This is a genomic window from Herbidospora galbida (genome assembly GCF_005233835.1).
Lineage (GTDB): Bacteria > Actinomycetota > Actinomycetes > Streptosporangiales > Streptosporangiaceae > Herbidospora > Herbidospora galbida.
Genome location: NZ_SZQA01000011.1, coordinates 14,798 through 39,679, shown reverse-complemented (window position 1 = coordinate 39,679; position 24,882 = coordinate 14,798). Strand labels below are relative to the sequence as shown.

The 24,882-nt window shown below is 72.2% G+C and carries 21 protein-coding genes; 7 read left to right on the top strand and 14 right to left on the bottom strand.

The features are described from left to right. Positions 1 to 5: 5 nt before the first annotated feature. Entirely contained in the window at positions 6 to 1,319 is a 1,314-nt protein-coding gene (locus FDA94_RS13610; RefSeq protein WP_137247431.1) for an APC family permease, read from the bottom strand. Positions 1,320 to 1,403: 84 nt separating this feature from the next. Between FDA94_RS13610 and FDA94_RS13605 the strand changes: the two genes are divergently transcribed. From FDA94_RS13605 to FDA94_RS13585, 5 genes are all read left to right on the top strand, one after another. After that, entirely contained in the window at positions 1,404 to 2,993 is a 1,590-nt protein-coding gene (locus FDA94_RS13605) for an acyl-CoA carboxylase subunit beta (RefSeq protein ID WP_170990921.1), read from the top strand. Continuing rightward, the gene (locus FDA94_RS13600) at positions 2,990 to 3,193 is read left to right on the top strand and encodes an acyl-CoA carboxylase subunit epsilon (RefSeq protein WP_083974178.1); all 204 of its coding nucleotides are present in this window, start codon (positions 2,990 to 2,992) and stop codon (positions 3,191 to 3,193) included. Before FDA94_RS13605 ends, FDA94_RS13600 begins: the two co-directional genes overlap by 4 nt. Before the next feature lie 114 nt (positions 3,194 to 3,307). Then, entirely contained in the window at positions 3,308 to 4,246 is a 939-nt protein-coding gene (locus tag FDA94_RS13595; RefSeq protein ID WP_062344810.1) for an NYN domain-containing protein, read from the top strand. 262 nt (positions 4,247 to 4,508) lie between these two features. Next, on the top strand, positions 4,509 to 5,885 hold the full coding sequence (locus tag FDA94_RS13590; protein ID WP_212735313.1) for a DNA-3-methyladenine glycosylase 2 family protein: 1,377 nt from the start codon (positions 4,509 to 4,511) through the stop codon (positions 5,883 to 5,885). Continuing rightward, complete coding sequence (locus FDA94_RS13585) at positions 5,882 to 6,382, top strand: methylated-DNA--[protein]-cysteine S-methyltransferase (protein WP_137247429.1); 501 nt, start codon at positions 5,882 to 5,884, stop codon at positions 6,380 to 6,382. The genes FDA94_RS13590 and FDA94_RS13585 overlap by 4 nt, the downstream gene beginning before the upstream one ends. Before the next feature lie 172 nt (positions 6,383 to 6,554). On the opposite strand, the gene FDA94_RS13580 is transcribed toward FDA94_RS13585, so the two are convergent. The 12 genes from FDA94_RS13580 to FDA94_RS13525 all read right to left on the bottom strand — a co-directional run bounded on the left by FDA94_RS13580 (position 6,555) and on the right by FDA94_RS13525 (position 17,564). Next, complete coding sequence (locus FDA94_RS13580) at positions 6,555 to 7,481, bottom strand: hypothetical protein (RefSeq protein WP_137247428.1); 927 nt, start codon at positions 7,479 to 7,481, stop codon at positions 6,555 to 6,557. Beyond that, a complete protein-coding gene (locus FDA94_RS13575; protein ID WP_137247427.1) occupies positions 7,478 to 8,089 on the bottom strand; it encodes a hypothetical protein in 612 nt (203 codons plus the stop codon). Before FDA94_RS13575 ends, FDA94_RS13580 begins: the two co-directional genes overlap by 4 nt. Positions 8,090 to 8,151: 62 nt before the next feature. Beyond that, on the bottom strand, positions 8,152 to 11,298 hold the full coding sequence (locus tag FDA94_RS39885) for a hypothetical protein (RefSeq protein WP_212735312.1): 3,147 nt from the start codon (positions 11,296 to 11,298) through the stop codon (positions 8,152 to 8,154). Further along, positions 11,295 to 11,696, bottom strand: coding sequence for a pilus assembly protein TadG-related protein (locus FDA94_RS13565; protein WP_137247426.1), 402 nt, complete (start codon positions 11,694 to 11,696; stop codon positions 11,295 to 11,297). Before FDA94_RS13565 ends, FDA94_RS39885 begins: the two co-directional genes overlap by 4 nt. A gap of 20 nt (positions 11,697 to 11,716) precedes the next feature. Further along, positions 11,717 to 12,097, bottom strand: coding sequence for a TadE/TadG family type IV pilus assembly protein (locus FDA94_RS13560; RefSeq protein WP_137247425.1), 381 nt, complete (start codon positions 12,095 to 12,097; stop codon positions 11,717 to 11,719). After that, on the bottom strand, positions 12,090 to 12,521 hold the full coding sequence (locus FDA94_RS13555; protein WP_246059847.1) for a TadE/TadG family type IV pilus assembly protein: 432 nt from the start codon (positions 12,519 to 12,521) through the stop codon (positions 12,090 to 12,092). Before FDA94_RS13555 ends, FDA94_RS13560 begins: the two co-directional genes overlap by 8 nt. Next, complete coding sequence (locus tag FDA94_RS13550) at positions 12,518 to 12,742, bottom strand: hypothetical protein (protein WP_137247424.1); 225 nt, start codon at positions 12,740 to 12,742, stop codon at positions 12,518 to 12,520. The genes FDA94_RS13555 and FDA94_RS13550 overlap by 4 nt, the downstream gene beginning before the upstream one ends. Before the next feature lie 2 nt (positions 12,743 to 12,744). Continuing rightward, entirely contained in the window at positions 12,745 to 13,683 is a 939-nt protein-coding gene (locus FDA94_RS13545) for a type II secretion system F family protein (RefSeq protein ID WP_137247423.1), read from the bottom strand. 253 nt (positions 13,684 to 13,936) lie between these two features. After that, complete coding sequence (locus FDA94_RS13540; RefSeq protein ID WP_137247422.1) at positions 13,937 to 14,818, bottom strand: type II secretion system F family protein; 882 nt, start codon at positions 14,816 to 14,818, stop codon at positions 13,937 to 13,939. Beyond that, positions 14,815 to 16,122: a TadA family conjugal transfer-associated ATPase gene (locus tag FDA94_RS13535; RefSeq protein WP_246059845.1), complete on the bottom strand. Its 1,308-nt coding sequence runs from the start codon at positions 16,120 to 16,122 to the stop codon at positions 14,815 to 14,817. The genes FDA94_RS13540 and FDA94_RS13535 overlap by 4 nt, the downstream gene beginning before the upstream one ends. Further along, the gene (locus FDA94_RS13530) at positions 16,119 to 16,859 is read right to left on the bottom strand and encodes a CpaE/TadZ family protein (RefSeq protein WP_137247420.1); all 741 of its coding nucleotides are present in this window, start codon (positions 16,857 to 16,859) and stop codon (positions 16,119 to 16,121) included. Before FDA94_RS13530 ends, FDA94_RS13535 begins: the two co-directional genes overlap by 4 nt. A gap of 3 nt (positions 16,860 to 16,862) precedes the next feature. Then, complete coding sequence (locus tag FDA94_RS13525) at positions 16,863 to 17,564, bottom strand: hypothetical protein (protein ID WP_212735311.1); 702 nt, start codon at positions 17,562 to 17,564, stop codon at positions 16,863 to 16,865. A 548-nt stretch (positions 17,565 to 18,112) separates the two neighbouring features. On the opposite strand from FDA94_RS13525, the gene FDA94_RS13520 reads away from it, so the two are divergent. Further along, positions 18,113 to 22,615 (top strand): type VII secretion EssC family protein, encoded by a 4,503-nt coding sequence (locus tag FDA94_RS13520; RefSeq protein ID WP_137247419.1) that lies wholly within the window; start codon positions 18,113 to 18,115, stop codon positions 22,613 to 22,615. Between the two features lie 46 nt (positions 22,616 to 22,661). Here the strand turns inward: FDA94_RS13520 and FDA94_RS13515 are convergent, their stop codons facing one another. Further along, positions 22,662 to 22,934 (bottom strand): WXG100 family type VII secretion target, encoded by a 273-nt coding sequence (locus FDA94_RS13515; protein WP_030451352.1) that lies wholly within the window; start codon positions 22,932 to 22,934, stop codon positions 22,662 to 22,664. A gap of 186 nt (positions 22,935 to 23,120) precedes the next feature. Between FDA94_RS13515 and FDA94_RS13510 the strand changes: the two genes are divergently transcribed. Continuing rightward, positions 23,121 to 24,866 carry an acetyl/propionyl/methylcrotonyl-CoA carboxylase subunit alpha gene (locus tag FDA94_RS13510; protein WP_137247418.1) on the top strand — a complete coding sequence of 582 codons (1,746 nt, stop codon included), beginning with the start codon at positions 23,121 to 23,123 and terminating at the stop codon, positions 24,864 to 24,866. Positions 24,867 to 24,882: the final 16 nt, after the last annotated feature.

Below are 24,882 nucleotides of genomic sequence, written 5' to 3'. Positions count from 1 at the left end.
AGAGGTCACGATTTCGACCGCCGGCTCGCCACGTGGTTCACCGCCCACAGCAGCACGCCGATGGCCAGGAGGATGAGCGCGCGCAGGTAGACCGAGCCCTCGCGGCCCGTGATCGGGAGGATCAGGATCACGCAGGCGACCGCACCCAGGACCGGGGCCCAGACCGGGGCGTGGAAGTGGTCGTGGTCGACGGGCTCCCTGCGCAGGACCAGGACCGAGATGTTGACGATCGTGAAGACGCACAGGAGCAGCAGGACCGTCGTGTCGGCCAGGCCGCCGACGTCGCCGGTGCAGACCAGGACCACGGCGATGGCGACGGTGAAGACGATGGCGACCCACGGGGTGGCGCGGCTCGGGTGGACCACGCCGAAGACCTTCGGGACGATGCCCTCGCGGGCCATGCCGTAGACCAGGCGGGAGGCCATCAGCATGTTGATCAGGGCGGTGTTGCCGACCGCGAGCAGGGCGATGAGGGCGAAGAGCTTCGGGGGGAACTCCAGGCCGGCGACCTTGACCACTTCGAGGAGAGGGCCGCTGGAGTTCTTCAGGGTCTCGGTGTCGACGAGCATCGTCGCGGTGAACGCGACCGCCAGGTAGATGACGCCGGCGATGGCCAGGCCGCCGAACAGGGCCCGGGGGAAGGAGCGCTGCGGGTCCTGGGCCTCTTCGGCCAGGTTGACCGAGTCCTCGAAGCCGAGGAGGGCGTAGAAGGCCAGGGCGGTGCCGCCGAGGATGCCGAGGAAGGCGCCGTTCTCGGGGTGGAACTCCAGGGCGCGCGAGGGGTCGCCGTCGCCGGTGAGGAGGGCGTACACGCCGATCGCGATGATGACCAGCAGGCCGAACGCCTCGATCAGGGTGAGGACCACGTTGACCTTGACCGATTCGGAGATCCCGGCGAAGTTCACCAGGGTCACGATCGCCAGGAAGATCAGGGCGCCCACCACCGTGGGGAGGGTGACGAACTCGGCGAGGTAGGTGCCGCCGAAGGCCCTGGCCGCCGCGCCGGCCGAGGTCACCCCGCTCATCAGGACCGCGAAGGCCACGATGAAGGTCAGGAACGGGATGCCGAAGGCGCGGTTGGTGTAGAGGGCCGCGCCGGCCGCCTGCGGGTACTTGCCGACCAGTTCCGCGTACGCCGTCGCGGTCAGGGCCGCCAGGACGAACGCGACCAGGAACGGCACCCACAGAGCGCCGCCGACCTCGCCGGCCACCTTGCCGGCCAGAGCGTAGATGCCGGCGCCCAGGATGTCGCCGACGACGAACAGCAGCAGCATGCGGCGTCCGATGACGCGCTTCAGACTCGGGGCCTGCGTAGTCATGGCACGCGACTACCCTGCGTCACGCGGCCCACGCGTGCCGACCCCCTGGGAATTCGCTGGGGACGGCCGGATTACCCTTGCGCCATGACTGCCGAACCGGTGCCTGAGATCGACGTGCACACGACCGCGGGGAAGATCGCCGACCTGGAGCGACGGCTCGACGAGGCGGCTCACGCGGGGTCGGCGCGCGCGGTGTCCAAGCAGCACGAGAAGGGCAAGATGACGGCCCGGGAGCGCCTGGCGGCGTTCCTCGACGAGGGCTCGTTCGTCGAGTTCGACGAGCTGGCGCGGCACCGGTCGACCAGCTTCGGGATGGACCGCGAACGGCCCTACGGCGACGGCGTCGTGACGGGCTACGGAACGGTCGACGGGCGTCCGGTCGCGGTGTTCGCGCAGGACTTCACCGTCTTCGGCGGGTCGCTCGGCGAGGTCTTCGGCGAGAAGATCGTCAAGGTCATGGACCACGCCCTGAAGACCGGCTGCCCGGTCATCGGCATCAACGACTCCGGGGGCGCGCGCATCCAGGAGGGTGTCGTCTCCCTCGGCCTGTACGCCGAGATCTTCCGCCGCAACGTGCACGCCTCGGGCGTGATCCCGCAGATCTCGCTGATCATGGGGCCGTGCGCCGGCGGCGCGGTCTACTCGCCGGCCCTCACCGACTTCGTGCTGATGGTGTCGGAGAAGTCGCACATGTTCATCACCGGCCCCGACGTGATCAAGACGGTCACCGGCGAGGAGGTGACGTTCGAGGAGCTCGGCGGCGCGCACACGCACAACTCCAAGTCGGGCGTGGCCCACTACGAGGCCACCGACGAGCAGGACTGCCTCGACTTCGCGCGGGCGCTGCTGTCGTACCTGCCGTCGAACAACCTCGACGAGCCGCCGGTCTTCGACGCCGAGGCCGACCTCACGGTCACCGACGAGGACCGGGAGCTCGACACGCTGATCCCCGACTCGGCCAACCAGCCCTATGACATGCACACCGTGCTGTCGCACGTGCTCGACGACGGCGAGTTCCTGGAGATGCACGCCGGATTCGCGCCCAACATCCTCGTCGGGTTCGGGCGGGTCGAGGGACGCCCGGTCGGGATCGTGGCCAACCAGCCGATGTCGCTGGCCGGCACGCTCGACATCGCGGCCTCCGAGAAGGCGGCCCGGTTCGTCCGCACCTGCGACGCGTTCAACCTGCCGGTGCTGACCTTCGTCGACGTGCCCGGCTTCCTGCCCGGCACCGACCAGGAGTGGAACGGCATCATCCGGCGCGGGGCCAAGCTCCTGTACGCCTACGCCGAGGCCACCGTCCCCCTGGTCACCGTGATCACCCGCAAGGCGTACGGCGGCGCCTACGACGTCATGGGCTCCAAGCACCTCGGCGCCGACATCAACCTGGCCTGGCCGACCGCCCAGATCGCGGTGATGGGCGCCCAGGGCGCGGTCAACATCCTCTACCGCCGCGAACTGGCCGACGCGAAAGACCCCGACTCGGCGCGGGCCCGCTACATCACCGAATACGAGGACACCCTCGCCAACCCCTATCTCGCCGCCGAGCGGGGCTACGTCGACGCGGTGATCCGGCCGTCCGACACCCGCGTGAAGGTCGTGCGAGCGCTGCGGACGCTGCGGAACAAGCGGGCCTCCCTCCCGCCGAAGAAGCATGGGAACATCCCCCTATGACCCACCTGAGGATCGTGCGCGGCGACGCGACGCCCGAAGAGGTGGCCGCGCTCGTCGTAGCGCTACGTGATATTTCACTGACGGAGCAGAAAAGTGAGCCGAGTCCGCCCAGGTGGCGGGCCCCTTCGCGAAGGATGCGGGGAAACGTCCCCCCAAGGCCCGGTAAGGGAACCTGGAGGGCCAGCGGACTACCCGAATAGACAGGGATTAGATCGGCCGAACCGGGTGTCAAGTGGCCCAAGAGTTGGGAGTATCTCCAAAAGGGCAATACCAGCTAGACCAACAACACACGGAGACGAGGCCTGGAGGACGCGATGGCCATCCCGGACCTCGCAGTGCACAGCATGGCAGCGAAATACGCGGTTCTCGTCGATGTCGGTTATCTCTACGCCGCCGCCGGCGAGGTTCTGCTGGGCGCGAAGGAACGCAAGGAATATCGCGTCGCGGCCGACGAACTGATCCAATCCCTGCAGAAGCATGCCATGGAGCGCCTCCCCGGCGAACTCCTGCGTGTCTATTGGTACGACGCCGCCCGCGACCGTGTCCCCACGGTCGACCAGCGGGTGATCGCCCAGCTCCCCTGGGTGAAGGTGCGGCTTGGCAACCTCAACGCGCGTGGCCAGCAGAAGGGCGTCGACGCCCAGATACGGAGCGACCTGGAGGCGCTGGCCCGGCACCACGCCGTCAGTGACACCGTCTTGATCGCCGGTGACGAGGACATGGTCCCGGCGGTGGAGGCCGCCCAGGCCTACGGAGTCCGGGTGCACCTGTGGGGGGTCGAGCCTCCCTTTGGCACGAACCAGGCCGAACGGCTGGTCTGGGAGTCCGACACCGTTGAGATCATCACCGCTGATTTCCTGAGGGCCTTTTTCACGCGTGCGCCGATCCCGGTGGCGGTGACCCCGCCGCCCTCACCGGCCCAGGTCTTCGCGGGCCGCACCGCGAAACCGGCCGCCCCGCCGCAGAAGCAGGCCGGCCAGCCCAAGCTCGGGCCCAGCCGTCCCCGCGTGGAGGAGGTCGGCGAGCACGTCGCGCAGAAGTGGATCCTGACGCGGGGCCGCGACAACATCCGCGACCTCCTGCCCGGACCGCTCCTGCCGACGGTCATCGACACCGAGTTGCTCATCGAGGCCGAGAAGGAGCTCGGGCACTCCCTGCGTCCCTACCCGGAGGCCCGCGTCTGGTTGCGCGACGGCTTCTGGGCACGGGTCTATCGGGAGTTCGACCTCGGCGTGGGCATTTCGTCGAAGTAGCGCCTCCGGCGGTCACGGGCAGGTCGATATGCCGAAATTTCGGGCGGCGCAAGCCGCCCGAATCAGCTTCCGCGCCGTGCAAGGGCTTTCCGTCACGGCTCCGCCCGGCCGGCCCCGCCGCCGGTCTCCGGCTCCACCGTAACCCGCGCCACCGGGCGCGGAGGCCGGGGCTTCGTGACGTTCCGGCTGGTCAGAGGGGTGGCCACGCTGGGGTCCGAAATCCGCCAGCCTGGGCTGTTGAGCTGGGCGTAGCGTGTTCGACGTGAACACACTCGACTTCGAAGAGCGCTACCTGGTGATCTCGGCCAGGGACCGCAGGTTCGACGGGCGGTTCTACACGGCGGTGACCTCGACCGGCATCTACTGCCGGCCGATCTGCCCGGCGCGGACCCCCGCCCGCAAGAACGTGCGGTTCTACGACCATGCCGCCTCCGCCGAGGCGGCCGGGTTCCGGCCCTGCCGGCGGTGCCGGCCCGAGCTGTCGCCGGGGGCGCCCGGGTGGGACGTCCGGGCCGACCTGGTCGGACGCGCCCTGCGGCTGATCGACGACGGGGTCGCCGACGACGGCGGGGTGGCCGAGCTGGCCCGCCGCCTGCACGTCAGCGAGCGCCACCTGCACCGGCTGTTCGCGGCCGAGCTCGGCACCGGGCCGCTCGCGGTGGCGCGGACCCGGCGGCTGCTGCTGGCCAAGCAGCTGCTGACCGAGACGTCGCTGCCGATGGCCGACGTGGCCTTCGCGGCGGGCTTCGGGTCGGTACGCCAGTTCAACGCCGCCATGAAGGAGTCCTACCGGTTCGCGCCCAGCGACCTGCGCAGGTCCGACGGGCCGATGGCGACCGGGGGGCTGACCCTGCGGCTGGGCGTGCGTCAGCCGTTCGAGGCGCGGGCGCTGCTGGGCTTCCTCGCCGCGCGGGCCGTGCCGGGCGTGGAGGAGGTCGTCGACAACGCCGTCTACAAGCGGCGGATCCCCGGCGGCGAGGTCACGCTGACCCCGGTCACCGACCACGTCCGGCTGACCGTGACCGGCGGGGACACCCGCCATCTCGCCCGGATCGTGGCCCGGTGCCGCCGGCTGCTCGACCTCGACGCCGACCCCCACGCGATCGCCGCCGCCCTCGAACCGACCACGCTCGGGCCGCTCGTCGCGGCCCGGCCGGGGCTGCGGGTGCCGGGCGCGTGGGACTCCTTCGAGCTGCTCGTACGGGCCGTCGTCGGTCAGCAGATCTCCGTCGCCGGGGCCCGCACGATCCTGGGGCGCATCGCCGCCCGGTCGGAAGAGATCTTCCCGTCGGCCGAGGAGATGGTCGGCCTCGACCTCGACGGGCTGGGCATGACGACGCGCCGGGTGGCCACGCTGCGGGCCGCCGCCGAGGCGGTGGCGGCCGGGGAGATCGACCTGGAGGCCGGCGATCCGGCCGAGACGGTCGCGGCGCTGGTCGAGGTGCCCGGGATCGGGCCGTGGACGGCCGGTTACGTGGCCCTGCGGGCGCTGCGCGACCCCGACGCGTGGCCCGACGACGACCTCGGGCTGCGCCGCACGATGGCCGCGCTGGCCATCCCCATGAGTGAGACCGAGCGCTGGCGGCCCTGGCGGGCCTACGCCGCGCTCCATCTGTGGAACGCCGAGGAGAAATCATGATCATCGCACAGACCGTGCAGACGCCCGCAGGGCCGCTGGCCATGCTCGCGCACGACGACGTCCTGGTGGCGGCCGGGTTCACCGGCGACCCCGAGGCCATGTTCGTCAGACTCTCCCCCGAACTGCGGAAGCTGGGCCTGACCGTCGGGGAGGTTCCGGGGGCGGCGGGAGCCGTAAAGGAATATCTGGACGGACGCCTCGACGCCCTCGACGGCGTCGCGGCCGTTCAGCCCGGCACCGACCGGCGGCAGCGGCTGCTGACCGCGCTGCGCGGGGTCAGGGCCGGGACGACGGTGAGCTACGCGGAACTGGCCGAGCGGGCCGGAATGCCGCGGACGGCGGCCCGCGCGGCGGGCGGCGCGTGCGCGCAGAACCTGGTCGCGCCCTTCGTGCCGTGTCACCGGGTGCTGCCGTCGTCGGGCGGCTACGGCGGCTACTACTACGGCACGCCGGTCAAGGAGTGGCTGCTCGCCCACGAGGGCGCCGCGTTGTCTTAGGGGCAGATGCACGACGCGAGCCACGGCCGGCCTTCGGCCGTCCGCGTCTCGCTTTGGGGCCGTGATCGTGCGCCGAAGGAGATGTGACGGACGCACGATCACGGGCTTTTGAGGCCGGATCGGGCAGATTCCCGTCCGAGCCATGACCGGACTTCGTCCGGCCACGTCTCGTCTACCCCTCGACAGAGGTTTGCACCTCACCCACGGGCACGTCTCGGGTCACCGTCGCCTCAACCGGATCGTAAACGAAGGGCACGACAGACTGGTCGACATTGCTCGTCACCGGCCAGACCGTCGTCACGGTCAGCGTGTAGACCTTGCGCGGCTGGTCGGCCGAGGCACGCAGGTAGCGGACTCCGCAGGTGAACGTGCCCCCCTTCACGTAGGCGTGGCCGTTCGGGCCGCAGTTCTGCTTCACCTCGGCGCGGTCGGAGCCGGTGCCGGGGTCGATCTTGATGGAGTCGAGGGTCGCGGTGACCGTGGCCGACATGACGCCGGGCAGGGTCGCGGTGACCGACCGGGTGGTCGCGCCCTGGTCGCCCAGCCACACCCACGTCGGCAGGTTGACGAAGCTCTTCGCGTCGGGGTTGAGCTGGATCGTCGGTTCGGGGACGGTCAGCGCGGCGCGGGCGATCTGGAGGAGCTCCTCCATCGTGATCCCCCCGGCCGGGGTCTCGCCCTCGGGGACCCACAACGCCCCTTCGAGGGCCGACCAGCAGGCCATGCCGCCGGGGTCGGCGGCGTTGTAGGCCGGCGACCACCAGCGGCCGTCTTCGCCGACCTTGTCCTTGTACTGCTCCAGGAACTTCTGGAAGTCCTCTTCGGTGCCGCCGGGGTTGGTGTGGAACCACCAGCTGCGGAGCTGCTCCTGGCTTTGCAGCATGTCTTCGGCGGACTTGCCGGGTTCGTACCAGCACGGGCGCTTGATCCGGTAGCCGTCGGCGCGGCCGTTGGTCCCGTTGCCGCTGATGATGATGTTGGAGTTGGTCAGCTGGACCCCAACGGTCCGGCCCGTCTGGAAACCCTTGCCATGGGCGCCGCCGGGGGTCGGGGCGGCGACCAGGTTCAGGGCCAGTGTCAACGCGAGCGCGGCTTTCACCGTTGGCACTCCTTCGCGGCTTGGTCGGGAAAGGCGGCGTGCTGGAAGAGCTTGACGCGCCAGGTTCCGTCGTCCCCTCGCCGTACGGCGGCGACCTGGAGATAGATGGATTTGGGAGGCTTGGTCCAGTTGGGCTGCTGCGCCAGGGGGGCGTCGGTGGCGTCGACCACCCGCACCCCCGAGGTGTCGACGCAGGCGTCGACCTCGGCGCCCCGGCCGTCGACCGCGGCGACGCGGATCGAATAGAGCTTGGCGACGCCCTTCGCCGAGGTCCTGGTCTTGGCGAACCCGGACACCCAGGCGTAGGCGACGCGGCTCGCCTCGTCTTCGACGTTCCGCAGGTACGTCTCGTCGGTGCCGCCGGAGGCGACGGCCTTCCACTGGTTCACGTAGGAGTCGGTGAACGCGGTGATCATCTCGTCGCGCTGGTCGGGCCACTCGATCGAGACCGTCAGGTCGTCGGTGATCGTGACGGTCTCGGCGGTCGCCGGCGCGGCTTCGACGGCGGCCTTCGACGCCCCCGCGCCCTGCGGGGTGAAGCCCTTGTCCGCCGGGGCTCCGCAGGCGGTCAGGGCGGTGACGAGCCCGATGACGGCTACCCAGCGCACGGGGTGAACGTAACGATCGGGCCGGACCCCGATCCAGTGATGTATGTGTTTCGGCATGGTTCTCACGCGGTGGTCGTCGCTCGCCACACGGGGAGCAGTTCGTCGATGAGGGCTTCGGTCTCGGGAGCCATGCCGCCTCCGTATGGGTGGGAGGCGGCCCGGCGGTGCAGGCCGTCGACGACCGCGCGGAGCCGGGCCGGTTCGCCGGTGGCGTGGGCGGCCCTGAGCAGGTCGCGCCAGAGGCCCTCGTCGTCGGCGGCCAGCAGCAGCCCGGCCCTGGCGGCGGCTATCGCTCCCTCCGCGTCGCCCCGGTAGAGGCGCGACTCGCAGAGGCGGTGGGCGGCGTCGGCCACCGAGGCGGTGATGTCGAACTCCAGCGGGTCGGCGGCCAGCCACGCGTAGCGGCCGGCCGGTCTGGAGTTGAGCAACGGGCCTCTGACCAGGTGCAGCGCCTTCTCCAGCGACATCGGGTCGCCGCGTCTGACCAGGTCCTGGAACATCGACCAGTCGGTTCTGATTTCCTGGCTGAGGTGGAGGCGGCCCGACGGGTCGGCGTACAGGTAGGGGCGGCCCTCGTGGTCCTTGCCGAGCCATTCGGCGACGCGGGCCAGGGTGGCGTCCCGGACCATCGGCTGCACGCCGCGCGGCCACAGCACCCCGCCCAGCACGACCGGGTGGACGCCGCCCGGATGGGTCGCCAGGTAGACGACCAGCTCGTTGGCGAGCGCCGCGCGGCCCTCCTCCAGGGCGTTGACCGGGGAGATCTCGATCGGGCCGAGGATCCGGACCTCGATGGCCGGAGGCTCGTCGTGGCGGCGGATGTCCGGCAGCGGCAGCGGTTCGCCCTGCTTCTCCTCGGCGGTGCGGAACAGGTCGACGATGGCCTTGTAGTGGCGGCGCGGCAGCAGCTGCGCCTTCACGTCGAAGCCCAGCGCGTCGATGACCGAGCGGCCGTCTTCGGTGACCTCCCACGTCCAGGTGGCGTGCTGGAGCGGCGCGGCGATCACGTATCCGGCCGCCGACCTGGTGTTCTTCGCCAGCACCGCGAGCCTGCGCGCCTCGTCGGCGGTGGGCTGGACGGCGCTGAGCAGGTAGTGGGGCGGGTGGACGGGGTCGTGCGCCCGGCCGTGGATGCGCCCGGTGAGCACGTCGGGCGGCGTGGCGGCGTTCTCGAACTCCGGCAGGACCTCGGCGAGCGACGCCGCGACGCGCACCCGTTCCGGGGCGATGGCGCGCAGTTCCTGGCCGAAGCCGACGAGGGTGACCTTCATCGTGTCCGACCAGCGGTTGGTGACCAGCTCGACGGCCAGCGCCGACAGGGCGGCGACGGCCTGCGGGCCGACGACGCTGATGACGCCGTGGGCGGCTTCGAGGTCGACGAGCACCCGGCCGGTCTCGGCGGTGCCGAGGGAGAACAGGCCCGGGTAGGGGGCCGGGACGTCGGCGAGGGCCTGGTCGTCGAGCCGCCGCGCCTCGTGGGCGGCCAGCCGCCAGATCTGCCCGCCGTCGGCGGCCTCGAACGGCGCCGGGGCCTCCTGGCTCGGCGGGTGCACCCACAGGTCCATGCCCCGCGCCGACAGGTGCAGGGCGTAGATGGCGGGCGGCCGCCGGTCGGCCTCGGCCAGCAGCCGGCCGAGCAGCCGGAGCCCGGTGTCGAGGATGCGGCTGCCCGGGGCGTCCGCGCCGAGCCGCATCGCGACCTCCGCCGAGGCGGCCTCTCCCCTGGGGCGCTGGATCCGGTGCCCGAAGGCCCGCGTCCAGAGCTGCTGCCTGCGCCTCCGGCCCAGCAGCAGGAGCAGGCCCGCCGAGAGCAGCGAGGCGCCCGCCAGGAAGTCGACCAGATCGACCTGCTCGGTCCAGCCCTGGCCGGCGGCCGGGGTGGTGAGGATGGTGCCGCCTTCGGGCGCGGCGACCACGCCTGATCTGGGGATCGTGGTGTCCCCGATGCCCGCCTCCTCGGCTGGGGTGGTCGCGGTGACGGTCGGGATGGGTTTCTTCGGCTGGGTACGCTCCGGGCCGGCGGTGGCCTCGGGCCTGCCGGTCTCGGCCTGGCCGGGGCGGGTCGCATCGCCGGGGCGGGTCGAATCCTCCTCGACAGGCGGGCGGGTCGGATCGGCCGTGACCGGTGGCCGGGTTGGGTCTGCCGTCACCGGCGGGCGAGCGGCGTTGTCCTCCCCCGCGGCGGGCGGCGGAGTGGGGTTGGCGGTCGGCTGGCGGTTCTCCGCGGGTGGCCGCGTCGGGTTGCGCGTGGGGTCGGCCCCGGGCCGCTCCGCCGGGGGCTGAGCGTTGGTGTTGTCGCGGTTCTCGAAGCGGGTGTCGTCGCCCGGCAGGGTGGTGTCCCGGTCGGGTTGGCCGGCCCGGTCGGGCTGGGTGGTCCGGTCTGACTGCGTGGGCCGGTCGGGTTGGGGGTTCCGGTCCGGCTGGGTGTCGCGGTCCGGCTGGGGGGCGGTGCGCTCTGATTTGTCCGCGCCGGGCGGGCCCGGGTGGTCTTTGAGGATCTCGGTGCGGCTGTCGTCGGCGGGGACCACGTGAGTGTTGCGGGAGTCGCCCGGCATGTCGAGGACCCAGCCCGGGCGGATCAGGTCGGCCATGTGGAGGCGGGCTCCGTCGGGCTGTTCCTTGTGCTTGTTGAGCTCGTAGATCTCGCCGTAGCGACGGCCGTCGCCGAGGCACTTCTCGGCGATCTCCCACAGGCTCTCGTGGTGCCGGCCGTGAGGCGGCTGGACGACGTACACCTTCTTGACCTCGCCGCGCGGTACCAGGGCGGCGCGCTCGGGGATCGTCGACTCGGCGCTCACCAGCGTCGCCTGGACGGGCGCCACGGGCGTGGACGCGAACCTCGTCAGCGGGACGGCGACCGCCGAAACCGTGAACAGAACCAGCACGGCCGAGACCAGCCGGTTGGCCAGCACCTGGGTGCCGCCCGACAGCGGGACGCGCGCGGGCATGCCGATGCGGCGGATGCCGGCGTACACCTCGACCAGGACGCAGACCACGAGCTGGGCCCAGGCGACCCACACGAGCAGCACCAGCACGGCGATGATCGTCTCGGTGCCGACCTGGCTCATCAGCGCGTCGAGGTCGAGCAGTTCCTCGGGGATCGGCGGCCCGGCGAACCGGATCAGGGCATAAGGGACGCCCCCCAGCAACGCGGCCAGCGCCACCAGGGCCGCCAGACCGGCGAAGACGTCGCCGGCGGTCCGTTTCACGCGCCGTCTCCCTGGTCGGGCACGGCCGTCGCCGACGCGGTCATCTCCGAGCCCGGAAACCCGATCGCGGCCAGGAAGAACGCTTCCCATGTGACGCTCACCTCCACGGTCACCTCGGTCTGGCCAGCCCCGACCGTGCACCGGCCCATCGCGACCCCGTCGGCGTCGTGCGCGGACACGATCTCGCCGGCTCTCCCGCACACCTCCGCGTCGCCGAGCAGCCGCAGCTGACCGGTCGCCCGGAGCGTCTCGACGTCGATCTGGTCGGCCGCCGCCCGCGCGCCCTGTTCGGCGATGTCGGCCGCGCGCAACCGGGCGTTGATCGCCGCGCCCCCGTCGACGAGCAGGCCCGCGAGCAGGAAGACGGCGACCGAGAAGAGCACCACGAAGGTGGACATGGAACCCCGGTCGGCCCTTCTCACTCCACTCTCCGGAACTGTTCGAGGGGGACGACGGAGTCCCCGGTGATCGTCACGCTGGCGCCGAAGCCGAGGAAGTCGAGGTCGAGGGTGCAGGTCACGGTCACCTGGACCGCGCCGCCCTCCTGCCAGTCGGTGCCCGCCATCGAGACCTCCGGCGGGCAGTCGGCGAGGGCGTCGGTGGCCGCCGACGTGGCGGCCTCCTCGGCGGCGCTCCTGTCGCGCTGTACCGAGGCGGCGCGGGCGGCGTCGCGGGCGGCGCCGTTCACCTCGCCCTGGGCTTCGACGACGCGTCCGGCGCCGACCAGGAACAGCAGGAAGAGCAGCAGGACGGGCGCCAGCATGACGGTCTCGACCGACATGGACCCTCGCTCACTCATCCGGCGCACACCCCCCGCTGCCGTCGTCGGGCCGGAAACACTCCACCGGCCCGCCGAAGCGGGCCGTGATCGTGAAGGAGATCTCGGGCAGCAGCGGCACGACCTGCACCGCGCTGCCCGTCACCTCCACTCCGCGCGAGTCGCCCTCCTCCCACGCGGTCGCCGTGGCGGACTGCAGGATCTCCGGCCCGATGGCCTGGATGATCTGCTGCGCCTTGGCCTCGGCGGCGCCCTGCCAGTCGTCGTCGCCGGCCCGCGCGATCCTGGCGCCCTCGCGCGCGGCCGCGTCGGCGACCTGCCGCCCGTGGAACCAGAGGGCCATCTGGACGATCAGCAGCACCACGACCAGGACGACCGGCATGAGCAGCGCGAGCTCGATGACGGTCGCGCCGCGGTCGTCGTCCCGTCGGTCAGGACGTCTCACTCACCACCGCCGCCGCCACCGGAGTCGCCGCCGCCGAAGTTCGTGGTGATCTCGGCCGAGCGGGACTCGACGAGGCCTTGGATGAGCGCGGCCAGGCCCAGCGCCACCCCGGCGATGATCGCCGTGATGATCGCCCACTCGACCGCCGACGCCCCGCGTGAGGGGGCCGTTCTGGCCTTGTGGATTCGGACGCTGATCATCGCCACCAGGTAATCGATCATGTTCAAGATCCCAACATTTTCATCGCGGCCGGGTAACTGAGAAAGATCACGAAGCCCGCGCACAGCAGCAGCTGCGCCACGAGCATCGACTGCGAACGTTCGCCCGCCTTGCCCTCGATCTCGGCCAGCTCGCGCCTGCGGAGCGTGGCCGCGCGGGCCGTCAGCGACGACCGCACCTTGGCGCCGTCGTCGGCGACGAGCCCGAGCGCGGCCGACAGGTCCCGCAGTTCGTCGACGTTGATCTCGTCGCCGAGCTGCCCGAGGGCCTGCCAGGGGGTGATGCCGACGATCCGGGCGTTGGCGAGCGCCTCGCGGATGCGCTCCATCGCCCAGTTGGAGCCGGGGGCGTTCACCTCGGAGCCGGTGCCGACGGAGACGGCCATCATGAGCGCCTCCGGCACCCCCCGCCCGCCGGCCAGGTTCATGGCGACCAGGTCGAGGAACGCCCCGACGGCGTGCCGGAAGTCGCGGCGGCGGACCGCCGCGTCCTTGCCGATCTGGACGTCGGGCAGGAAGAAGAAGATCACGCTGACCAGCAGCGCCGCCCAGAGCGGAATCTGGAACGACACCCCCCACCCCATGACCGCCAGCCACCCGACCAGCAGCGGGAAGGCGAGCAGCCCGGAGACGGCGAGCAGGACCTTCGTGGCGAGGAACCCCTCGAACGACTTGCCGAGCAGCGTGAGATCGGCCCGGATCGACCGTGCCTCCCACCCGCGCGCGGCGTAGAACTTGGCGAGCCGCTGCCCGAGGGCCTGCCGGAACGCGCTGACCTCCTCGTCGGGCGCGACGAGCGGGGTCTTGGGCGCGTCCTCCCCGGTCCGGGCGACGTCGAGCGCGGCGAGCCTGGTCGCCAGCCCCGGCCTCGGGGGGAACAGAGCCCTGAGGAGCAGCAGAATGCCCAGCCCGAGCACGCCTCCGGCGAAAGCGGTCGCGATCACGAGGTCACCTCCAGGGGGACGGCGCGGCCCTGATGCCGCAGAGCCACGCCAGGCCCCTGCTCGAAGGACGCTCCCGGTCTGACACGGGAGGACCGCCGGGCCGGGTCATGCCGGATCGGTCTGGCGGGAGCCGGATGGCCCCAGCAGGTGACCGGGCGCTTCCGCGCCCGATATCTCGGCATATCGAGCCAGCTTTCGACTCCCCAACTGGTAAGTGAGCGTGAGCCGATCGGCCCTGCGGATGCCCGGCTGTTCATGGGCTCACCGCCTCCGCCGGTTCCGGGCGTCGGTAAGGGGCCAGGATGCGGCCCGGCTTGTCGAAGCGGGCCAGGCGGCGCATCCACGCGAACCCCGCGCCGAACAGCGCCGCCACCACCACGAGCACGGCCTGGCCGAGCAGGGAGTCGTATTCGGCCACGTAGTCCCGGTTGGCGATGACCAGGAAGGCCGCGAAGGCCAGGGCCGTGCCGACCACGATCTGGACGCTGCGCCGGGTCGACCGGCGTTCGGCCTCCACGCGGCGGCGCATGTCGAGTTCCTCACGGGCCGAGACGGCCAGGGCCGAGAGCACGTCGCGCAGGCCGGGCCCCCGGAGGCGGGAGTTGAGGATCAGCGCCGCGACCACCAGGTCGGCCGACGGGTCGTCGAGTTCGTCGGCGAACATCCGGAGGGCATCGCCGAGGGGCATCCTGGCCCGCAGGCGGTCGACCAGGGCGCGCAGGTGGGGCTGGAGCATGGGGGCGGCGGCCCTGATCGAGGCGGGGATGGCCTGTTCGAGGCCGGCCGCGCCCGCGATGGTGTCGCGCAGCGACTCGGCCCAGGCGGCGAGGCCTTCGAGGCGCTTCATCGCGGCGCGTTCCTCGGCCGCGCCGCCGGTGAAGCCCTTCCAGGCGATCACCAGGAGCACCGCGCCGACGGCCACGACCGGCCAGCCGGTCACCACCAGCGTCAGCCCGCCCGCGATGGCCGCGATCGCTCCCCGGGTGGTCAGGGACTGGAACCATCGCAGCCGCTCGGCGCCGGTGTCGGGTGAGGCGGGGCGCGGGCGCAGACCGTACAGGGAGAGGAAGAGCAGGAACAGGCCGCCGCCGGCGGCCGCGCCGGCCAGGATCACGAGCGGATCGAACGGGATCATGCCCAGCCACCCCCGGCCGACGGCACGTAGCCGTGGTGGACGAGTTCGTCGATGCAGGCGATGGGGGCGTGCGCCACGGCCACGCCGGCCTCGGAGGCGGTGAAGATCTCCGACGACAGGACCCGGCCGTCGCAGCCCGCGACCTCGCGGACGGAGGAGACGAAACGCTTCAGCGCGCCGCCCCGGTGGTAGTCGTTGCGCTTCTCGATGAAGACCACGAAGTCGATCGCCCCGGCGATGAGCATGTGGGACGCCTCGATCGGCAGCCGCTCCTCGGCCTGCAGGGCGTAGGTCGCGATGCGGTTGAAGACCTCCATCGACGAGTTGGCGTGGATCGTCGACAGCGAGCCGTCGTTGCCCTGGGTCATCGCGTTGAGCATGGTCACGATCTCGTCGCCCAGGACCTCGCCGACGATGACCCGCGACGGGTTCATGCGCAGCGAGCGGCGCACCAGCTCGGCCATGGTGATCTCGCCCTGGCCCTCGGAGTTGGGCAGCCGCTGCTCGAAGGCGACCACGTTCGGGTGGAGCTCCGGGAACTGGTCGAGGCCCAGTTCGAGGGCGCGTTCGACGGTGATGAGGCGTTCGTGGACGGGGATCTCGTTGGCGATCGCGCGCAGCAGGGTGGTCTTCCCGGCGTTGGTCGATCCGGCGATCATGATGTTCTTGCGCGCCTGCACCGCCGCCGCGAGGAACCGGGCCAGGTCGGGCGTCAGGGTGCCGTTGCCGACCAGGTCGGTCAGGAACACCTTGCCCAGCCGGGCCCGCCTGATCGAGATCGCGGGCCGCACGGCGACGTCCATGACCGCCGACAACCGCGACCCGTCGGGAAGGCGCAGGTCGAGCTGGGGGTTGGCGGTGTCGAAGGGGCGGGACGACAGGCCCGAGTAGGCCGCGAGGATCTGGATGAGCTCGATCAGCTCGTCGTCGGACTCGGCGACCGGCTCGTGGCTGAGCTCCTGGCCGTCGGCGTAGCTGACGAAGACCCGGTCGCAGCCGTTGATGTCGATGTTCTCGACCTCGGGGTCGTCGAGGAGCGGCTGCAGGCGGCCGACGCCGAACAGGGCGGCGTGGATGCCGGCCGCGAGGGCCTCCTCCTCGTCGACCGTCGGCGGGGTGCGGCCGACGCCGATCTCGCCGCGCGCGAACTCTTCGAGGACCTGGGCGATCAGGGCGCGGGCGAACTGGCGTTCGTCCTCGCCGCTCATCGGCGGGATGCCGCCGGCCTGGTCGAGGCGCCGCTGGTGGGCCAGCCGGTCGCCGACCTCCTGGCGGAAGCGTTTGACGAGCGTGTGGTCGATCACTGGGCCACCTTCTTCTGGAGGTGGCCGGCCAGCCGTCCGGCGAGTTCGCGGGCGGTCCGGATGAGCGGGCTGCGCTCCAGCCGGCCGCCCCATTCGCCGCGCAGCAGCTCGGCGCCCTTGGGGTCGTAGGCGATGCCGCCGACGAAGGAGACGTCCCAGCCCGACACGATGCGCCGCACCTCGTCGAGGGAGGGCCGGTAGTTGCGCGGATCGGCGACCACGACCACGCCCACCCGCCGCTTCAGCAGGGTGAGCCGCTCGCGTAAGTGGGCGACGTGGTCGAGGCTGGCCCGGGTGAACAGGATGATCTGGTCGGCCTCGTCGACCAGCTCGTTGATGGCGGGCTGTACGCCCAGTCGCCCGCAGTCGGCGAGCACGTCGGCGTGGTCGAGCGCGGCGAACGAGCGACCCAGAGGGCCCCAGAGCCAGGTCAGCCCGGCCGCCTGCTCGCCGTTGGTCAGCCCGGCCAGCACGTCGAGGCCGCCGACGAGCCGCTGGGTGTGTTCGTACACCTGGTCGGGGTGGAGCCCCCGCCGGGCCACCGCGCCGAGGCTGAGCAGCCCCCGGGCCGGGTTGAGCACCCCGCCGTCGGCCGCCGGCAGCCGATAGGCGAGGTCTCCCCCGGACGGGTCGCACTCGGCCAGCAGCACCGGACGCGGCCACACGGCCCCCAGAGCGGTCGCCGCGGTGGTGACCCCGGGCGCGCCCTTGTCGGCGGCGAGCACGATCAGCGCCATCGGCTACCTGGCCCCCGGGAGCACCGCCAGGGCGATCTCCCCGGTCGAGGCGAACGCCGCGACCTGCGGCGACAGCGAGGCGTCGACGATCACGGTGACCAGCCCGGAGGCGCCCCGCTCCGACGACCCGACGCTGTGCACCCGCGCGGAGGGCACCAGCACCTTCTGCGGCACGGCTCCCGCCCGCGCGTTGCCCGGCACGTAGATGACCTGCACGACGTCGCCGGCGGTCAGCCCCGACGGATACTGCCCCGCCTTGAGCGAGAGCCCGACGCGGGCCCGGTTGGGCCCGACCTCCTCGCTGTCGCTCGTGACCATCGTCTCGGTCAGCAGCGTGCCGGGCAGCAGGGTGACGGCGGCGAAGGTCTTGCCGACCTGGTCGCGGTGGCGCCAGGGGACGTACGCGATCCCGGTGTCGGCGATCTGCACCTCGCGCAGCGCGGCGACCGGGATCTGCTGCCCGGCGCCGATCTGCTCGGCGACGCCGACGGCCGAGACGCGGTCGCCGCTGCGCATGACGAGGAGGGTGCTGGTGAGGGCGCCGCCGATGATGAGAAGCACGGCGACGGCCGCGAGCGCGGGTTTGCGCTCCCGTGGTGGCACCGGCAGCTTGCGCGAGGCCGGTCCGGAGAGGGTGGGCCGATCGACGGGGGAGCCGTTGACGGGGCGGGGGGCGTCCCGGACGGTCTTCTCGCTGGTCCTCATGGGCAGGGAACTCCCAGATCAAAAGCAATTTAGGATTCGCGACGAAATATCACGCCATTATGGACATCGCCGAACCCGGGAGTTCCGAAAAATGGCGAGCCATGCTTATCGGTTATAGGTCACGCCGTCAAAGAGAACAGCACCTTCACCCGTTTTCCCAGGTAGACGGGGCGAGAAGTCCCACGGGTCACAAAAGCCACAATTACCCCAGCCTCTTTCGTATAACACTGGAGGCGGGCGTAACCGCAACAGATATGGAATTTCGGTATAAGTCGCCCGAGCATCCCGGGCGCCTGTGGACAACCCACCGGTTTTCCACAGGAACGCCAGGTGAACAGGGTGGATCCGGCGCGGAAGAACCCGGCAAAGGCCCCACTTGGCAGCAGGGTGCCCCGGCAGCCGCTCCGTGAATGCGGCCCCGTTATCCACAGGGTTACCCACAGGGATGCGGCCTTGTCCACACACCAACCGATTCGGTCATACACCGCCGTGGTGACGCGCCGTCTCTGTACGGTGACCCCGCCACCGATCCCCTTGGAGTACCGCCGATGCGGATCACCCTCACCGTCGTCGGCGGCGCCGGTCACCGCGACGTGATCGTCGACGGCGACGAGTCGACCACGGCCACCGGCCTGGCGGCCGCGCTCGACACCCGCAACCTGGGCAACGTCGTCCGGCTCCCGCGTGCGCGGGCGCCGTACGGCATCGACCGGGAGGCGGTCCACGAGGCGGCCCACGACGGGGTGCTCTGGCTCGACGGCCGGCCGCTGCCCGCCGACGCGCGCGTGTTCGGCCTGCTGCGCGACGGCGACCGGGTGGCGCTCGACCCCGCCGGGGCGGCCGCCACCGTGGTCGAGGAGCCCGGCGGCACGGCCGAGTTGCGGGTCTCCGGTGGCCCGGGAGCCGGGTCGGTCCACCGCCTGGGGCTTGGCGCACACGTGATCGGCGGCGATCCGGCGTGCGCCGTGGCGGTGGCCGACCCTCTTCTCCCGCCCGAGGCGGCGGTGGTCCGGCTGAGCCCGACCGCGATCACGGTCGAGCCGGTCGGCACGGTGCCGCTGCGGCTGGCCGGTGAACCGGTGACCGAGCCGGTCGACTGGCCCGAAGACGGCGTGCTGGCGATCGGCCACTCGGTCTTCACGGTCGGCCGCGTCGAGCCGCCCGACGCCCATCTCGACGCGCTGCCCGACGGCGGGCTGGCGTACAACCGGCCGCCCCGGCTGGTGCCGCCCGAGCGGGTGGCCAAGATCGAGGTGCCGCAGGAGCCCCGCCGGGCCGAGGGGGCCCGGCTGCAACTGCTGGCGGCCTTCCTGCCGGCGGCGTTCGGGCTGGTCATGGCGTGGGCGTTCCAGAACTGGTACTTCCTGCTCATCGCCTTCATGACCCCGATGATCATGATCGGCCAGTGGGCGAGCGACCGGCGGCACGGCCGCAAGCAGCACCGCCAGGCGGTGAAAGACCACAAGGCGGCCATGGAGGCCTTCCGCCGCGCGGTCGAGAAGGCCCGCGCGGCCGACGAGGCGGCCCGGCGCGCGGCGGCCCCCGACCCGGCCGAGATGCTGCTGACCGCGACCGGCCCCCGGCGGCGGCTGTGGGAGCGGCGCACCCACGACCCCGACGCGCTGCGGCTGCGGGTGGGCCTGGCCGACCTGCCCGCCGAGATCGTCTTCGAGCCGCCCGCCCCCGAACTCGTGCCGCCGGCCCGCGACGTCCCGGTGGCGCTGGCGATGCGGCGGCTGGGCGTGGCCGGGGTGACCGGCCCCCGGCGGGACGCTCTCGCGGTCGCCCGCTGGCTGGTGGCCCAGGCGGCCACCCTGCACAGCCCCCGCGACCTGGCGATCGTCGTACTGTCGGCGAGCCCCGACGGCGCGTCGCAGTGGGGCTGGGTGCGCTGGCTGCCCCACTGCGTCACCCACGCGACCGGCAGCCTGGCCTCGGTCGGCGGCGACCTCGAGTCGGCCGCCCGGCGGGTGGCCGAGCTGGCCGCCCTGATCACCGAACGCCAGGGCGACGAGGGCGGCCCGCTGCTGAAGCCGGGCCGGTTGACGGGCGGCCCGTCGAGCTGGAACGACCTGGGCCGGGGCGCCCCCAAACAGGCCGAACCGGCCTTCGGCACCTACGACGAGCGCCCCTACGACGTGCTGGTCGTACTCGACGGCGCCCAGGCGATGCGGGCGCTGCCCGGCATGCCCCAGGTGCTGCGCCAGGGCCCGCCCGCCGGGGTCTACACGATCGCGATCGACGACGCCCAGTCGCTCCTGCCGGAGGAGTGCGCGACGGTCGTGGCCTGCGAGGACGACGGCACGATCCGGCTGCGCGGCGGCGGTCTCGACGCGCTCGGCGCGATCCGCCCCGACCAGGTCTCCCCCGCGTGGGCCGACCGGCTGGCGCGCTCGCTGGCGCCCCTTCGCGACGTGAGCCGCGACGACCCGTCGGCCGCGCTGCCCGACTCCGCGCGGCTGCTCGACCTGATCGACGTACCGGACAATCCCGGCCGGTCGACCCGGGCGATCCTGGGCGTGGGTCCCGACGGCCCGTTCGCGGTCGACCTGCGGCGCGACGGCCCGCACGCGCTGATCGCCGGAACGACGGGCGCGGGCAAGTCGGAGCTGCTGCAGACGCTGATCAGCTCGCTGGCGGCGGTGAACCGGCCCGACGAGATGACGTTCGTGCTGGTCGACTACAAGGGCGGCGCGGCGTTCAAGGAGTGCGTCCGGCTGCCCCACACGGTCGGCATGGTCAGCGACCTCGACGCCCACCTCACCCAGCGCGCCCTGGCGTCGCTGGCCGCCGAGATCCGCCGCCGCGAACGGCTGCTGCTCGACGCCGGGGCCAAGGACATCGACGACTACCTCGAAGAACGCGGCACGACCTGGATCATGGGCGCGACCGGCGTCCGGCAGGCCACCGCGCCCGGCATCTTCGGCCGGGCCGCCGTCCGGACGACCGGCGTCCGGGAACCCATGCCCCGCCTGGTGCTGATCATCGACGAATTCGCCGCCCTGGTCGCGGAGCTGCCCGAGTTCGTCGAGGGCCTGGTCGACATCGCCCGCCGGGGCCGGTCGCTGGGCATCCACCTCATCCTCGCCACCCAGCGCCCCGCCGGTGTGGTGACCGCCGACATCCAGGCCAACACGTCGCTCCGCATCGCGCTTCGGGTCACCGACGCCCGCGAGTCGGCCGACGTCATCGACGGGCCGGAGGCCGCCCACATCCCCAAGTCCACCCCCGGGCGTTGTTACGTCCGGTCGGGCGCGGGGCCGGCGGTGGCCGTCCAGGCCGCTCGCATCGGGGGGCGGGCGCCCGGCGGGGGCGGGCCGCCCGGACAGGTACGGGTGACCGACCTGCCCTGGGAGGCCCTTGGGCGTCCGCCGGCGAGCACCCTGGTCTCCGAGCTGACCGGCACGACCGACCTGGCCCGCCTGGTCGACCGGGTGATCGAGGTGTCGCGCGGGGTGCCGAAGCAGCCGAGCCCCTGGCTGCCCCCGCTGACCGATCAGGTCGCGCTGCCCGAGGTCGACGGCGAGACGATCGCGTTCGGCGTGACCGACCTGCCGTGGGCGCAGCGCCGCCGCCCCCTGACGCTGGGCCCCGGTCACCTGCTGATCGCCGGCACCGCCCGCAGCGGCCGCTCGACCGCCCTGCGCACCATCGCCGGATCGCTGGCCACCCAGGTCACCGCCGACGACCTCCACCTGCACGCGATCGACTGCGGCTCCGGCGCGCTGCTGCCGCTGGTCGCCCTGCCCCACTGCGGCGCGGTCGTCACCCGCGACCAGCTCGACCGCGTCGAACGGCTGCTGGCCCGGCTCCGCGCCGAGATCGCCCGGCGGCAGCAACTGCTGGCCGAGGCCGGTTTCGCGTCCCTGGCCGAGGCCCGAGCGGCGGGCCTGAAGGAGCCGTGGCTGCTGCTGATGATCGACCGGTGGGAGGGCTTCGTCGCGGCCTTCGAGAACTATGACTACGGACGGCTGGTCGACGGGGTGATGCAGCTGCTCCGCGAGGGCCCCGCCGTGGGCCTGCGGGCAGTGGTGACCTCCGACCGGTCGGGCCTGATCGGCCAGATCTCGACGGTGTTCGACGACCGGCTCGTGCTGCGGCTGGCCGACCCGGCCGACTACGGCCTGGCCGGGCTCCCGGCGAAGAACGTCCCGTCGGCGATGCCCAACGGCCGGGCCCTGTCGATGAGCGAACACGGCATCGTGGAGAGCCAGATCGCCCTGCTGGCCGAAGACCCCTCGGGCCCGGCGCAGGTGGCGGCCCTCCAGTCCCTCGCCCGCTCGGCCGCCCCCGCGACGGTCAACCGCCCGCTGCGGGTCGACGCGCTGCCCGCCCGCATCACCGCCGACCAGGCGCTCGGTCTCGTACGCGGCTTCCAGCCCCCCTCGCGCCTGTGGGCCCTCCTGGGGGCGGGCGGCGACGCGCTGGCCCCGATGGGCGTCGACCTGCTGGGCCAGGGCCCGGCCGCGGTGATCGCCGGCCCGTCGCGTTCGGGCCGCTCCTCGACGCTGCTGACGGCGGCCCAGTCGTTGCTCGACCGCGACGTGCCGGTGCTGGTGATCGCTCCGCGCCGGAGCCCGCTGCGGGAGCTGCGGGGCGTGCTGGCGGTCCTCGACGGCAACGCGCGCAGCGTACGGGAGGACGACCAGGCGGCGGCCGGCGGTGGCTTCGGCGGCCTGCCCGGGGCGCACGACCCGATGAAGCTCCTGGAGGGCCAGGAGAACTACGTGGTGATCGTGGACGACGCCGAGCTCATCTCCCCCGACTCGGCACTAGGCACCGCTCTCGACGAGATCCTCCGGAAGGCGCGAGACGGCGACCACGGCCTGCTGATCGCGGGGACCACGGGCGACCTGGCGACGGCGTATCGGGGCTTCGTGGCGGAGGCCCGCAAGGCCCGTACGGGCCTGCTCCTGTCGGTCCAGAGCCCGGCGGACGGCGACCTGTTCAACGTGCGCCTCCCCCGTGGGGCCACGGGCGGCGGCCCGGTCGGCCGGGGCCTATTGATCGTGTCGGGCAACGCCACGCCGATCCAGACAGCCGTTCCCTGACACGCGGAAGGCGTGGTTCCCGGCGCGAAGGAACCACGCCCACTGGTCAGCGGGTGGCGGACTCGATGTTGCCTCGATAGGTGTTGATCGTCCGGGACGCCTCGTTGAGCTCCTCCGACATGCGCTGGAAGGCGGCCCGGTAGTTCTGCCACGCGTCACGGAACCGCTCCGCACCCGGGCCGGTCCAGACCGAGCCGACCTTGGCGGCCTCACGGTCGAGGGTGGCCATCGTCGCGCGGACCTGGTCGGCCTGCTGGGTGAACTGGGCGGCCATGGTCTGCATCTCCGCCGGGTCACCGCCGAGCAAGCTCTGACTCATCTTTTTTCCCTTCACGGACACCGATATGGCGCCCTCACCGTAGACGCCGCATCAGCCCTGAGCACCGGTTATGCGCAGCCGCTATGACTCGGGGCCGGTTCGGCAGGTCAACGGCCGGGTCGCCGCAGGGTAGTGACGTGGGAATCCATACACTCCAGTGTCAAGGTCGAGGGATAGGAGCTCCCGGTGGAGAAGGTCCTGATCGCCAATCGGGGCGAGATCGCCGTTCGGATCGCCCGTGCGTGCGCGGACGCGGGTCTGGCGAGCGTCGCCGTGTACGCGGACCAGGATCTGGACGCCCTGCACGTCAGAGTGGCCGACGAGGCCCACGCGCTGGGCGGGCAGAGCCCCGCGGAGACCTACCTCGACATCGAGAAGCTGCTGGCCGTGGCCCGCCGGACGGGCGCCGACGCGGTCCACCCCGGTTACGGCTTCCTCGCCGAGAACGCGGGCTTCGCCCAGGCGGTCATCGACGCGGGGCTGACCTGGATCGGCCCGCCCCCGTCGGCGATCATGTCGCTGGGCGACAAGGTGCAGGCCCGGCACATCGCCCAGCGCGTCGGCGCCCCCCTCGTGGCCGGCACCCCCGACCCCGTATCGGGCGTCGAGGAAGTCGTGGCGTTCGCCGCCGACAACGGTCTGCCCATCGCGATCAAGGCGGCCTTCGGCGGCGGCGGGCGCGGGCTCAAGGTGGCCCGCACGATGGAGGAGATCCCCGATCTGTACGAGTCCGCGGTGCGCGAGGCCGTCACCGCGTTCGGCCGGGGCGAGTGCTTCGTCGAGCGCTACCTCGACCGTCCCCGCCACGTCGAGACCCAGTGCCTGGCCGACGCCCACGGCAACGTGGTCGTCGTCTCGACCCGCGACTGCTCGCTCCAGCGCCGCCACCAGAAGCTCGTCGAGGAGGCCCCCGCGCCGTTCCTGACCGAAGAGCAGATGGTCATCCTGTACGACAGCTCGAAGGCCATCCTCCGCGAAGCCGGCTACGTGGGGGCCGGCACCTGCGAGTTCCTCGTCGGCCAGGACGGCACGATCTCCTTCCTGGAGGTCAACACCCGTCTCCAGGTGGAGCACCCGGTCACCGAGGAGGTGTCGGGCATCGACCTGGTGCGGGAGATGTTCCGGATCGCCGACGGGGAGACCCTCGGCTACGGCGACCCGAAGCTGCGCGGCCACTCCTTCGAGTTCCGCATCAACGCCGAGGACGCCGGGCGCGGCTTCCTGCCCGCCCCCGGCACGCTGACCGCGCTGCGCACGCCGTCGGGGCCGGGCGTCCGGCTCGACTCGGGTTACGAGGCCGGGATGACGGTCCCCCAGTCGTTCGACTCGCTGGTCGCGAAGCTGATCGTGACGGGGGCCACGCGCACCCAGGCGCTGGAGCGGGCCCGGCGGGCCCTGGCGGAGTTCGAGATCGACGGGATGCCCACGGTCGTCCCGTTCCACCGGAAGATCGTGTCCGACCCGGCGTTCGTCTCCGAGCCGTTCTCGGTGCACACGCGCTGGATCGAGACCGAGTTCGTGAACGACGTCCCGCCCTACGACGGGGCCCAGGAGACGGCCGAGCCGGCCGCCCGTGAGCGGATCACGGTGGAGGTCGGGGGCAAGCGGCTGGAGGTGGTCCTGCCGTCGGGGTTCTCCGGCGGGGGGCCGGCGAGGTCCGTACAGAAGGCTCCCAAGCGCTCCGGCGGCGCCGCCAAGAAGGCGGCGGCGTCCGGTGACTCGCTGGTCAGCCCCATGCAGGGGACGATCGTCAAGGTCGTCGCCGGAGACGGCGAGTCGGTGTCACCCGGCGACACGATCGTGGTCCTGGAGGCCATGAAGATGGAGCAGCCGCTCACCGCCCACAAGGTGGGCGTGATCACCGGGCTGGCCGCGGGGGTGGGTCAGACGGTCACCGCCGGGTCAGTGATCTGCGAGATCAAGGACGCGTAGCGGATCCCCTTGTCCG

Bases quoted from the DNA above. Each gene is read 5' to 3' on its own strand.
- FDA94_RS13605 (WP_170990921.1), top strand. From the start codon at position 1,404: ATGACTGCCGAACCGGTGCCTGAGATCGACGTGCACACGACCGCGGGG.
- FDA94_RS13540 (WP_137247422.1), bottom strand. From the start codon at position 14,818: ATGATCCCGTTCGATCCGCTCGTGATCCTGGCCGGCGCGGCCGCCGGC.
- FDA94_RS13565 (WP_137247426.1), bottom strand. From the start codon at position 11,696: ATGTCCACCTTCGTGGTGCTCTTCTCGGTCGCCGTCTTCCTGCTCGCG.
- FDA94_RS13560 (WP_137247425.1), bottom strand. From the start codon at position 12,097: ATGAGTGAGCGAGGGTCCATGTCGGTCGAGACCGTCATGCTGGCGCCC.
- FDA94_RS13530 (WP_137247420.1), bottom strand. From the start codon at position 16,859: ATGGCGCTGATCGTGCTCGCCGCCGACAAGGGCGCGCCCGGGGTCACC.
- FDA94_RS13520 (WP_137247419.1), top strand. From the start codon at position 18,113: ATGCGGATCACCCTCACCGTCGTCGGCGGCGCCGGTCACCGCGACGTG.
- FDA94_RS13600 (WP_083974178.1), top strand. From the start codon at position 2,990: ATGACCCACCTGAGGATCGTGCGCGGCGACGCGACGCCCGAAGAGGTG.
- FDA94_RS13595 (WP_062344810.1), top strand. From the start codon at position 3,308: ATGGCCATCCCGGACCTCGCAGTGCACAGCATGGCAGCGAAATACGCG.
- FDA94_RS13525 (WP_212735311.1), bottom strand. From the start codon at position 17,564: ATGAGGACCAGCGAGAAGACCGTCCGGGACGCCCCCCGCCCCGTCAAC.
- FDA94_RS13550 (WP_137247424.1), bottom strand. From the start codon at position 12,742: ATGATCGATTACCTGGTGGCGATGATCAGCGTCCGAATCCACAAGGCC.
- FDA94_RS13585 (WP_137247429.1), top strand. From the start codon at position 5,882: ATGATCATCGCACAGACCGTGCAGACGCCCGCAGGGCCGCTGGCCATG.
- FDA94_RS13610 (WP_137247431.1), bottom strand. From the start codon at position 1,319: ATGACTACGCAGGCCCCGAGTCTGAAGCGCGTCATCGGACGCCGCATG.
- FDA94_RS13515 (WP_030451352.1), bottom strand. From the start codon at position 22,934: ATGAGTCAGAGCTTGCTCGGCGGTGACCCGGCGGAGATGCAGACCATG.